This window comes from Nonomuraea sp. NPDC049750, from assembly GCF_040659625.1.
Lineage (GTDB): Bacteria > Actinomycetota > Actinomycetes > Streptosporangiales > Streptosporangiaceae > Nonomuraea.
Map to the genome: position 1 here is coordinate 312,083 of NZ_JBFANB010000012.1, position 10,822 is coordinate 322,904.

Consider the following 10,822-nt stretch of genomic DNA (forward strand, 5'->3'; position numbering starts at 1 on the left):
CTGCCGCCGGGCGCTGACCGTTCTCCTACCGCCCGCTGACCGTCTCCATCAGCGACTCTCCTACCGCCCGCTGACGGTCTCCATCAGCGACGTACGGCGCGTCGGTAGCGATCCGCCAGGAGCAGTACGTGCTCGGCCAGCTCCGGCGGGTCGAGCACCTCGAAGTCCACCCCGATGAACCCGATCCACACGGCCATCCCCGGCAGGTCGTCGCCGCTCAGCCTGACCAGGCAGGTGGCCTCGTCGACCGGCTCGATGTCCAGCTTCAGCGGCGACCGGCGCATCACCTCGGCCGGGCTGTGCAGCAGCACCGTCGCGTGATAGCGCCACATCGCGGTGGTCACGCCCTTCTCCACCCACGCGGCCACGTCACCGTCGCCGGGCAGCTCGCGGGGCGTGAACCGGGGTCCCGTGGCCGGTGTTCGCAGCAGGAGGCGGTCTACCCGGAACGTCCGCCAATCCCGCCGCTCGACGTCATAGCCGACCAGGTACCACCGGCCGCGCCGGTGCACGAGCCGGTGCGGCTCGGCGTCGCGCATGGCCGAGGAGCCGTCGTGGCCGGTGTAGTCGAAGCGGAGCCGCTCGTGGTCGCGGGCGGCGTTGGCGATCGTGGTCAGCACCTCGGGCGCCACCGACGGGGCGTCGCCGGGGACCTGCACCGTGTAGGTGTTCAGGGCGTTGACCCGGCGCCGCAGCCGCGACGGCAGCACCTGCTCCAGCTTGGCCAGGGCGCGTACCGAGGTCTCCTCGATGCCCTGGACGCCGCCGCCCGCCGCGCGGCCGAGACCGACGGCCACCGCGACGGCCTCCTCGTCGTCGAGCAGCAGCGGCGGCAGCGCGGCCCCGGCGCCGAGCCGGTAGCCGCCCGCGACACCCGGCGTGGCGTGCACGGGGTAGCCGAGGCTGCGCAGCCGCTCGACGTCGTTGCGGATCGTCCTGGTGGAGACCCCGAGCCGCGTGGACAGCTCGGGGCCCGACCAGTCCTTGTGCGCCTGGAGCAGGGACAGCAGCTTGAGCAGGCGGGCCGAGGTGTCGAGCATGCCTGCCAGTCTGCCCGCCATCGCGGAAAGCCTGGTTCCGCGATGGGGGGATTCAGCCGAACAGTTTGTTCGCCTGCTGGATCACCGTCAGCACCGTGAGTGTGCCGAAGAAGGCGATCGACCAGACGAGCGCGCCCAGCCGGTACGACCTGACCTTGAGGGCTTCCGGCAGCGACCGGCGGTTCAGCACGATCAGCAGGATCGAGTACACGAACATCATCACCGCCGCGAAACTGGCTGAGAACACCAGCAGGATCAGCGGCTGGTCGAACCCGAGCAGCAGGATCACGACGCCGAGCAGCGCCATCGCCCACACGATGAAGAAGTACACGCGGTTCTCGGAAATGGCCCTGTCCCGCAGGTAAATGGTCTTCAGCGCGTCGGAGGCCAGCCGGGAGGTGTAGTCGACGATGCCCATGGCCGAGGCGAACAGCGACAGCGCCCCGATCACCCAGAACAGCACGCCGAACCACGGCCCCACCGACGCCTTCAGCGCCTCGCCCTCGACCTGCAGGAACCCGATGCCGTTGGCCAGCCCCGGCTTACCGAACACCGTGGAGTAGGCGAGCATCGACATCAGCGCGATCGTCAGGAACGACACCAGCGCGAACGTGGCCGCCTGCTCGATGTTCGCGAAGCGCCACCACTGCTGCCATCGGGCCAGGTTCTCCCTGGTCGGGGCGAACTGGAAGCCCGTCGACGCGGCCGCCTCCTCCTGGCCGGTGACCGGGCTGACCAGGCGCGGCACGTACAGGCCCATGCCGAAGCCCTTGTCGCGGATCCAGTTGCTCTGGCACAGGTTCTGGCCGCCGCCCGCGCCCGCGTACGCGATCGCGCCCATCAGCACCGCGAACTCCAGCGGCGGCACCGGGAACTCCGCCCCGACGCTCAGGCCCTTGCCCAGCTCGATCCAGCTCTCGGCGTTGATGGCGAACAGGATCGCGACAATGGCGAGCGTCGCCACCAGGGCGATCTTCACGAAGATCACCCGTTCCAGCATGGTGTAGATGACGGGCGCCATCGTCAGGCCGATCGCGATCACCAGCAGCATGCCGATCGCGATCCAGCGCACGCTGCCGGCGCCCGTGCCGGTCAGGTAGGTCATCATCGTGGCCGACGTGGTCACCCAGCCGGGCCACAGGTTCGAGCAGAGCGTCATCACGACGAAGACGAGGCTCCAGTGCTTCCACATCCTGCTGAAACCGGTCAGCGCGGTCTCGCCGGTGGCCAGCGTGTAGCGCTCGATCTCCATGTTGAGGAACCACTGGGTGATGATGCCGATCGCGGCGCCCCAGATGAAGACCAGGCCGACCTGGGAGGCGATGTACGGCCAGAGGATGAACTCGCCGGACGCCAGCCCGACCCCCGCGCCGACCAGGCCGGGGCCGATGATGCGCCAACTCGATCGGGGAGGCTCCGGAAGGTCTCGGACGGAGACGGGGGGTAGGACTCGCGCAGGAACGGTCGGGGTGAATTCCGCCATGCGGATCTCCTTGTTCGACGTGCGTAAGCGCCACATTACAGAGATCCGAAAGCCGAGTGGAATAGGTAGTCAGTCCATTTCGATCACATATTCCCCGTCGTCGGTGAACCCGGTGACACGCTCGCCCGACCCCATCAGCCCGCCGAGCACTTCCCGCAGCGCCAGCCGCCACGCGCGGGCCGCCTCAGGGTCCTCACGGCGCAGCGTCTCGATGTCGTACGGCGTCGCCACCAGCACCACCGGTCCGTCGGCCAGGCCGATCACCGGCCGATTCCCGGCCACTTCCACCCCCCGCGTGTACGGCCCGGCGGACGGCTCCGGCGGCGACTCCCTCAACCGCCAGACGGCGAGCAGCCGGTCGGAGGCGTCCCCCTCGTTGATCGCGTCGGCCATGACGCCGTAGAAGTCCTCCAGGTACCGCTCCGGCCGGGCGCCCAGCTTGGTCAGGTTGAAGCGGGCGTTCCTGCGTACGAGCGGGTCGAAGGTCCAGGTGACCTTCTCCAGCCCGCGCTCCAGGCACCAGGCCCGCTGGTGCAGCTTGAGCGCGTAGCCGATGCCGCGCCCGATCACCGCCCCGGTCACGTGCGAGTGCAATGTCCGGTCCGCCGCGAGGAAGCCCACCGAGGCCCCGACCAGCCGGTCGCCCTCGTAGGCTCCGGCTACGTAACCGCCCGTGTGGGCGAAGCCGATCATCAGCTCCACCGGCACGGGCGCGTTGCGCGGGTCGGGGTGCCAGATGTCGTCGTACAGCCGGTAGACCTCCTGGAAATCGTGGATCTCGCGCAGCTCGCGGATCGTCACACCGGTCTTCTCGGCCGCTTCGCGGGCGGCGGCCGCTTCCGCACTCGTCATTGCGGATTTCTACCCGCCGCAGGTCAGACCAGCCATCCTGAGCGGTGTCTCTACGCGGAGCCGGTCGGACGGTGTCTCTACGCGGAGCCGGTCGGGCGGTAGGCGGTGTGCGGCGGCCGGGCCGTCAAGCGGCGGTAGAGCGTCGTGGGGCCGGGCCAGTTGTTGGTGACGCGGCCTTCGGCCGTTTTGTACCAGCTCTGGCAGCCGTTGCCCCACACCATCCGCGCCATCGCCGCGTCGAGCTGCCTGCTCCACGCCGCCATCGCCTCGGGCCGCACCTCGATCGGTCCTCGCTCCGAGAGGTACGGCAGGCAGGACATGATGTGGTTCACCTGGCATTCGATCATGAAGATGATCGAGTTGTGGCCCAGGTTCGTGTTCGGCCCGTACAGCAGAAACAGGTTCGGGAAGTCCGGCACCGAGATGCCCAGGTACGCCTCCGCCCCGCGCTTCCACCGCTCCCGCAGCGACTGGCCGCCCCGCCCCGAGACCTCCATCGGCGCGAGGAACTCCGTGCTCCTGAATCCGGTGGCATACACGATCGTGTCCACCTCGTACGGCCGATCGGTGGTCTCGATGCCCTTCGGCGTGATCCGTACGATCCGCTCTGTCGCCACGTCCACGTTCGGCCTGGTCAGGGCCGGATAGAAGGAGCTGTCGATGACGACCCGCTTGCAGCCCGGCGGGTAGCCGGGGGTGAGCTTGGCGCGCAGCGCCGGGTCGGGGACCTGGTCGCGGAGGTGGTCCAGAGCCCGCTTCTTGAGCAGGCCGACGCTCCAGCCCTGCGCCAGGGCGGGGTAGAGGGTGTTCTCGGCGTACCGGTAGAGCCACTCGCGGTAGGCGCGCTGGAGGCCGGGGACGAAGTGGAACGCCAGCCTGGTCAAGGGGCCGAAGGTGGCGTCGGGCTTGGGGATCACCCAGTTCGGGGTGCGCTGGAACACCGTCAGGTGGTCGGCCTCGGCGGCGACGCGCGGGATGAGCTGGGCGGCCGAGGAGCCGTTGCCGATCACCGCGACCCGCCTGCCGGTGAGATCGTGGTCGTGGTTCCAGCGGGCGGAGTGGAAGGATGTGCCCTCGAAGTCTGATATTCCGGTTATGTCGGGGAGCTGGGGGCGGTTGAGCTGGCCGACGCTCATGACGACGACATCGAAGGTCTCAGTGGTGCCGGCGGCCTCGGTGGTGCCGGCCGTACTGACCTGCCAGTGGGAGCCGTCGAAGACGGCTGCTTCGACCTCGCTGCCGAAGCGGATTTTTCGCCTGACACCGTATTTATCAGCGCAATGCTCTAGATAGGCCAGAATTTCGGGCTGTTCTGGGTAGCGGCGGGTCCAGCTCGCATATTTCTCGAAAGAGTAGGAGTAAAGGTGCGACGGGATGTCGCAGCCCGCACCCGGATAGCTGTTGTCGCGCCAGGTGCCGCCCAGGCCGTCCGCCTTCTCGAAGACCGTGTAGGAGCCGATCCCGGCCCGTTCGAGCTGGATCGCCATGCACAATCCGCCGAACCCCGCTCCGATGATCGCGACCCTCGGCGCCATGCCAGCCTCCACATGTCAGGATCCACTTACGTTACGCCGAGCGTCGCGCGGACGACACCCCTCGCCGATCACGTACCGGGGCCGGGCGGCCGGTAGTCTGCGCTGGTGGCTGGAGTGACGCTGGCGGATGTGATCAAGGAGCTCGAGGCGGCCTACCCGCCCGCCCGAGCCGAGTCCTGGGACGCGGTGGGCCTGGTCTGCGGAGACCCGGCGCAGGAGGTGCGGCGGGTGCTGTTCGCGGTCGACCCGGTCGCGGCCGTCGCCACCGAGGCCGTCGAGTGGGGCGCCGACCTGATCGTCACCCACCATCCCCTCTACCTGCGCGGCACGACGAGCGTCGCCGCGACCACGCCCAAGGGCCGCCTGCTCCACAACCTGATAAAGAACGACATCGCCCTCTACACCGCCCACACCAACGCCGACGTGGCGAACCCCGGCGTCTCCGACGCCCTGGCCCGCGCCGTCGGCCTGACCGGTGACCTGGTCCCGCTGCGGCCCTTCCCCGACGATCCCTGGCGCGGGCTCGGCCGCATCGGCGACCTGGAGTCGGCGATGACGCTGGGGGAGTTCGCCGAGCGGGCGGTCGCGGGGCTGCCGGAGACCGCGCAGGGCATCCGCGTCGCGGGCGAGCTGTCCCGCCGCGTCACACGCGTGGCCGTCAGTGGAGGAGCGGGCGATTCGCTCCTCGGTACGGTCCGCGCCGCGGGAGTGGACGTGTTCCTCACGGCGGACCTGAGACACCATCCCACCAGCGAATTCATCGAGGAGGGCGGCCCCGCGCTGATCGACGCCGGGCACTGGGCCACCGAGTGGCCATGGCTTGACAGTGCTGCGTCCATCCTGGGTTCGAGTGGCGTTACCGTTGAGACGCGTGTCTCCGCCACGGTCACCGATGCTTGGACAAGAGGATATTGATCATGAAAGCAGCCCCCGAGGCCCAGAAACGACTGCTCGACCTGGCTGACGTTGACTCCGTGGTCGACCGGCTGGCGCACCGCCGCCGTACGATGCCGGAGCTGGCGGAGATCGACGAGCAGTCGAAGCGCTACGCCAAGCTCGCCACCGACGTGATCGGCGCCGAGACCGAGGCCGGCGACCTGGCCCGCGAGCAGGCCAAGGCCGAGAACGACGTCGACGCCGTCCGCACCCGCGCCGACCGCGACCAGAAGCGGCTCGACTCCGGCGCGGTCAGCTCGCCCAAGGACCTGGCGAGCCTCCAGTCCGAGATCGCCTCCCTGCACAAGCGCCAGGGCGACCTCGAAGAGGTCGTGCTGGAGATCATGGAACGCCGCGAGGCCGCCGACAGCAAGGTCCTCGACCTGATCGCGCAGCGCGACGAGATCGCCGCCACGCGCGCCGCCGCCGAGGACCGCCGCGACGCCCTGCTCGTCGACCTCGACAAGGAGGCGGGCGAGGCCCAGACCAGCCGCGCCGCCGTCGCCGCCGAGATCCCCGCCGACCTGCTCGCGCTCTACACCAAGCTCAAGGACCAGTACGGCGTGGGCGCCGCCATGCTCAGGGGCGGCCGGTGCCAGGGCTGCAAGGTGGCTTTGTCGATCGCCGAGATGAACCGCATCAAGGCCGCGCCGCACGACGAGGTGCTGCGTTGCGAGGAGTGCCGCCGCATCCTCGTACGTACTCCAGAGTCAGGGCTATGACCTCCTACACCGTACGTACATCAGAGTCAGGGCTATGAGCTCCTACATCATCGAAGCGGACGGCGGCTCGCGCGGTAACCCCGGGCCCGCCGGCTACGGCGCCGTGGTCATGGACGCCACCGACCGCCAGGTGCTGGCGGAGGCGGCGGAGGCGATCGGCGTCACGACCAACAACGTGGCCGAATACCGGGGGCTGATCGCCGGGCTGACGTCGGTGCTCGCGGTGGGAGGCGAGGGCGCCCAGGTCGCGGTACGCATGGACTCCAAACTGGTCATCGAGCAGATGGCCGGCCGCTGGAAGATCAAGAACGAGGGCCTGCGCCCGCTCGCCATGGAGGCCGGCAAACTGGCCAGACGGCTGCGGGTGACGGCGTGGACCTGGATCCCGCGCGACCAGAACCGGCACGCGGACCGCCTGGCCAACGAGGCGATGGACGCCGCGGCCAAGGGCCTGACCTGGAAGGCGGGCCGCGCGGCCTTCACGGTCTCGCCGCCCACCTCCACATCCGCCCAACAGACGGATCTCCTGGACGTGGCGGCGGCGGACATTTCCGACTTGTCAGCCCCCACCGCCTCCCTGGCCACCAACCAGCAGCGCAATCGCGGCACCGGCTGGGCCCCACCGACCCGAGTGGCGACCTCCCTGCTTCTGCTGCGCCACGGCGAGACCCCACTGTCCGTCGACCGCCGCTTCTCCGGCCTGGGCGACGCCGAACTCACCCCCAATGGCCTGGCCCAGGCATCGGCCGCCGCCGAGCGACTGTCCCGCGAGCCGTACCACCTGGACGTGATCGTCAGCTCCCCCCTCAAGCGCGCCCGGCAGACTGCGGAGGCGGTCGCCCAGCGCACAGGGCTCACCGTGGAGGCGGACGATGACCTCAGGGAGGTCGATTTCGGCGCCTGGGAGGGCCACACGTTCACGGAGATCCAGCGCGGCTGGCCCGCCGAACTGGCCGCCTGGCTCGCCGACCCGACTGTCGCACCTCCGGACGGCGAGAGCTTCGAGGCCGTGGCGGAGCGCGTCAAGCGAGCGGAGGAGCGCCTGGTCGAGCGGTATGAGGGCCGGACGGTCCTGATCGTGTCGCACGTGACGCCCATCAAAACGCTGCTGCGGTTCGCACTGATGGCACCTCCGGCCGCGCTGTACCGCATGCACCTGGACCTGGCCTGCCTGTCGCTGATCGAGCACTACGCAGACGGCCAGTCCGTGGTGAAGTCCTTCAACGACACCTCCCATCTACACTGACATCCCGCGCTGCCATCCTGCCAACCGACTGTAGATCTACCGAGATGCGGGCCGGTGCTTCCGTCTTAAGGCGGGATGGTGTGGGCCCGCGTGTGAGTGCCCGTTGGGACGTGATCGTGCAGCGATCGGAACTGGTTGCGACGACTCAATTGCGTACGGTAAGGTTTCTGTGATCGAACTGGCAAGCGATAACCAAGCTCGCTGTGAGATCACTTCCTGGATTCATCGGTACGACGAGGCCGCCGGACGGGCGGTGACAGGACGTGGAGACTTGCCGGTAGGCGGGTCGGTGAAGCGTCAAGCATCCTGTTCCATAGTTCATGCTGCTTACGTGGCATGGACTGCTGCGTAAGCAGTACGGGAATCTTCGCCTCTATAGGGCGGGGAGCGCGTCAAGGAGCTTTGATAAACTTCCAGCTAGACGAGTCGGCCGGGCGGCCGCGTCGGGCCCTTCGCGGGCCCGCCGAGGAAGGTCCGGGCTCCACAGGGCAGGGTGGTCGGTAACGCCGACCCGGGGCGATCCGCGGGACAGTGCCACAGAAAGCAAACCGCCTCCAGATTTTTCTGGAGGTAAGGGTGAAACGGTGGTGTAAGAGACCACCAGCGCCCACGGTGACGTGGGCGGCTAGGTAAACCCCACCCGGAGCAAGGTCAAGAAGGGACGCTCTCCGGAGCGTCCCGCGCGCGACGTTCGAGGGCTGCCCGCCCGAGCCGCGCGGGTAGACCGCTTGAGGCCGCCGGCAACGACGGCCCTAGATGGATGGTCGCCCCTTCGTTCCGACGAAGGACAGAACCCGGCCTACAGGCCGACTCGTCTTCTCATCTCACTCTGACCAGGGCTGGGATGAGGCATGCCCATGATCAGGGCATTCTCAGGGCACATCCAGCGACGAGCGGAACGCCTTGTCGAGCGCTTCCCGAGCCCGCGCGGAGGCTTCCGGAATGAGATGGCCGTACAGATCCACGGTGGTAGTGATCGACTCGTGCCCGAGCCACTTGGACACCTCAGAGATCGGCACGCCCTCAGCGAGAGCCGTACTGGCGAAAGTGTGCCGCAGGTCGTGGAACGTCGTGTCCGCGAACAACCCAGCGGCCTTGATCGCGGGCTTCCAGATCCGGTCATTGAAGTAATGGCGCGGATCAGGTTGCCTCGCAGCGCTGTACGGAACACGACGTCAGGCGGGTCGTAGATCGTGATGTGCTTTGTCAGAGCGTCAGCGAGAAACGTCGGCATGGGCACCTCGCGCACCGATGCAGGGCTCTTTGGCGTCCCGAGGATAGGCCGGCTCTTCACCACGACTACCTGTTGATCGACTGTGATCACGCCCGTGTTGAAGTCGAGCCGACCTCTGGCCAGTCCGAACGCTTCACCTTGACGAAGTCCTGAGCCAGCGCCGACCAGAACGAGTGTGCGGTACTCCGAGATCATTACCCGGTGCAGCGCGACAACTTGATCGGTGGTCAAGAGTCGGATCGTGGTCTTGCTCGCATATGGCAAGCGGATGTCCACACACGGCGTCTTGCGGATAAGATCGTCTCGGACAGCTCCGCGCATGATGCTCGCGAAGATCGTATACACGGTCTCGATCGTTCGAGGCGCGAGGCCCTTGGACTGAAGGCTTTTGACCCATGCCTCTACGGCGGTCGGTCGAATACTGCCTACGCCGACGCTGCCGAAGGTCGGGCTGATGTGATTCCTGATGACGATGGCGTAGCGCTCAGCCGTGCCCGGTTTGTGCAGGCGTGAGGCCATCCATGTCGGGGCGTAGTCAGCAAACCGGGTTTGCCCCAAGCGTGGGTCAATCCATTCACCACGCGATTCGTCGGCCTTACGCGTGGCGTCGAATCGCTCGGCGTCGGCACGCCAAGCAAAGTTCCGCTTGCGCTGATCACTGTTCTCATCACGGTAACGGACTTACCAGCGGTCACCGACGCCGTGATCTGTTGTCGGCACTTTGCGATGGTCAGGACAAGTTTTCTCGCCTACCTTGGGGTGCGATTTGTGCCAGCGGTCGTAGACCGTCATGGCTGCTCCTGGAACCAGGTACGCACGTCAGCGGGCAGATAGGGCACGTACTTCCCGACGCGTCTGCCGCGTGGCCCGATCCGACGAGCACGCCACTGGTACAGCGTGCCGACAGGAATACCAAGAAACTCGGAAACCTCCTCGAGCGTCCACAACCGTTCATCCTTAGTCACTGGTACGTACTCCGTTCGCGTTCTGAGGGATGGTCAGGCGGCGAGCGGTGTGGACGAACTGCATGCCTGTTCGTAGGCGAGTTCTTCGCGTCCTGCTCGGTTGTATTCGCGGGCTTGTGCCGCTGCTCCCCACAGGCCACTCTTGGCCCGAACCTCAAGCCAGCCGAGCACTTCCGGCAGCTCCGTCGTGTCCTCATTGACAACGGCAACCTTTTGGGACCGCTACGAGTTATCCCCACAGTAGAAGGCCAGATCGATGCCATCAGGCAGTTGCGCCAGGTCTACCAGGGTGTCGACGCAGCAGAGCTCCTCTACGTCCAGACTCAATTCGCTGAACTGTGCGGTTGGTTGTACCAGGACGCTGGCGACTTCCGTTCTGCCCAGTTCTGGACGGACAGAGCGTTGGAGTGGTCGCACGCAACAGGTGTCCCCGACCTGACCACGTTCGTCCTGGCCCAGAAGAGCCAACTGGCCGGCGACATGCGCGACGGGGGCACCGCGGTTGACCGCGCTCAAGCCGCAACGGCTCAGGCTCGTCCTGAAACCCGGCTCGGTGCGATCGCAGCCACAAAGGCCGCGTACGGCTTCGCGTTGATGGGTGACAAAGCCAACGCCGATCGAACGCTTGACCAAGCTCACGAACTACTCAGCAGCCACAACGTATACTTCTCTGTCGCGTCTCTGGTCTGTGAGAACTTTCTGTACGTCTTTAAAGGTGCGCCGTGCGGCGCACCGATTCGTGAGGAGGTGAAAGACCTTCTCCTGCGTCCTGTCGCAGCAGGGAGCAGAAGCTGAGGGCAGCCTGATCC

General features: G+C 67.2%; 10 protein-coding genes, 1 other RNA gene and 1 pseudogene. 5 read left to right on the plus strand and 7 right to left on the minus strand.

What is annotated here, in order from left to right; all coding sequences use genetic code 11:
• Positions 1–83 precede the first annotated feature (83 nt).
• From AB0J16_RS29915 to AB0J16_RS29930, 4 genes are all read right to left on the minus strand, one after another.
• Positions 84–1,040, minus strand: coding sequence for a WYL domain-containing protein (locus tag AB0J16_RS29915; protein WP_358545317.1), 957 nt, complete (start codon positions 1,038–1,040; stop codon positions 84–86).
• Between the two features lie 52 nt (positions 1,041–1,092).
• Positions 1,093–2,523, minus strand: a complete 1,431-nt coding sequence (locus AB0J16_RS29920; protein ID WP_358545292.1) for an Nramp family divalent metal transporter — start codon at positions 2,521–2,523, stop codon at positions 1,093–1,095.
• 69 nt (positions 2,524–2,592) lie between these two features.
• Entirely contained in the window at positions 2,593–3,375 is a 783-nt protein-coding gene (locus AB0J16_RS29925) for a GNAT family N-acetyltransferase (RefSeq protein WP_358545294.1), read from the minus strand.
• A gap of 77 nt (positions 3,376–3,452) precedes the next feature.
• Entirely contained in the window at positions 3,453–4,910 is a 1,458-nt protein-coding gene (locus tag AB0J16_RS29930) for an NAD(P)/FAD-dependent oxidoreductase (protein WP_358545296.1), read from the minus strand.
• A 114-nt stretch (positions 4,911–5,024) separates the two neighbouring features.
• Between AB0J16_RS29930 and AB0J16_RS29935 the strand changes: the two genes are divergently transcribed.
• From AB0J16_RS29935 to rnpB, 4 genes are all read left to right on the plus strand, one after another.
• Entirely contained in the window at positions 5,025–5,825 is an 801-nt protein-coding gene (locus AB0J16_RS29935) for a Nif3-like dinuclear metal center hexameric protein (protein ID WP_358545318.1), read from the plus strand.
• Between the two features lie 2 nt (positions 5,826–5,827).
• Complete coding sequence (locus tag AB0J16_RS29940) at positions 5,828–6,568, plus strand: C4-type zinc ribbon domain-containing protein (RefSeq protein WP_358545298.1); 741 nt, start codon at positions 5,828–5,830, stop codon at positions 6,566–6,568.
• 34 nt (positions 6,569–6,602) lie between these two features.
• On the plus strand, positions 6,603–7,814 hold the full coding sequence (locus AB0J16_RS29945) for a bifunctional RNase H/acid phosphatase (RefSeq protein ID WP_358545300.1): 1,212 nt from the start codon (positions 6,603–6,605) through the stop codon (positions 7,812–7,814).
• 422 nt (positions 7,815–8,236) lie between these two features.
• An RNA gene (gene rnpB / locus AB0J16_RS29950) (RNase P RNA component class A) lies at positions 8,237–8,632 on the plus strand.
• 54 nt (positions 8,633–8,686) lie between these two features.
• On the opposite strand, the gene AB0J16_RS29955 is transcribed toward rnpB, so the two are convergent.
• The 3 genes and pseudogenes from AB0J16_RS29955 to AB0J16_RS29965 all read right to left on the minus strand — a co-directional run bounded on the left by AB0J16_RS29955 (position 8,687) and on the right by AB0J16_RS29965 (position 10,013).
• Entirely contained in the window at positions 8,687–8,929 is a 243-nt protein-coding gene (locus tag AB0J16_RS29955) for a tyrosine-type recombinase/integrase (RefSeq protein ID WP_358545319.1), read from the minus strand.
• Positions 8,930–9,441: 512 nt separating this feature from the next.
• A pseudogene (locus tag AB0J16_RS29960) lies at positions 9,442–9,606 on the minus strand (hypothetical protein); the annotation flags it as partial.
• Positions 9,607–9,836: 230 nt separating this feature from the next.
• Positions 9,837–10,013 (minus strand): helix-turn-helix domain-containing protein, encoded by a 177-nt coding sequence (locus AB0J16_RS29965; protein ID WP_358545302.1) that lies wholly within the window; start codon positions 10,011–10,013, stop codon positions 9,837–9,839.
• Positions 10,014–10,283: 270 nt separating this feature from the next.
• Here AB0J16_RS29965 and AB0J16_RS29970 point away from each other — a divergent pair, with 270 nt between their 5' ends.
• On the plus strand, positions 10,284–10,808 hold the full coding sequence (locus AB0J16_RS29970) for a hypothetical protein (protein ID WP_358545304.1): 525 nt from the start codon (positions 10,284–10,286) through the stop codon (positions 10,806–10,808).
• Positions 10,809–10,822: the final 14 nt, after the last annotated feature.

Bases quoted from the DNA above. Each gene is read 5' to 3' on its own strand.
- AB0J16_RS29925 (WP_358545294.1), bottom strand. From the start codon at position 3,375: ATGACGAGTGCGGAAGCGGCCGCCGCCCGCGAAGCGGCCGAGAAGACC.
- AB0J16_RS29940 (WP_358545298.1), top strand. From the start codon at position 5,828: ATGAAAGCAGCCCCCGAGGCCCAGAAACGACTGCTCGACCTGGCTGAC.
- AB0J16_RS29930 (WP_358545296.1), bottom strand. From the start codon at position 4,910: ATGGCGCCGAGGGTCGCGATCATCGGAGCGGGGTTCGGCGGATTGTGC.
- AB0J16_RS29945 (WP_358545300.1), top strand. From the start codon at position 6,603: ATGAGCTCCTACATCATCGAAGCGGACGGCGGCTCGCGCGGTAACCCC.
- AB0J16_RS29915 (WP_358545317.1), bottom strand. From the start codon at position 1,040: ATGCTCGACACCTCGGCCCGCCTGCTCAAGCTGCTGTCCCTGCTCCAG.
- AB0J16_RS29920 (WP_358545292.1), bottom strand. From the start codon at position 2,523: ATGGCGGAATTCACCCCGACCGTTCCTGCGCGAGTCCTACCCCCCGTC.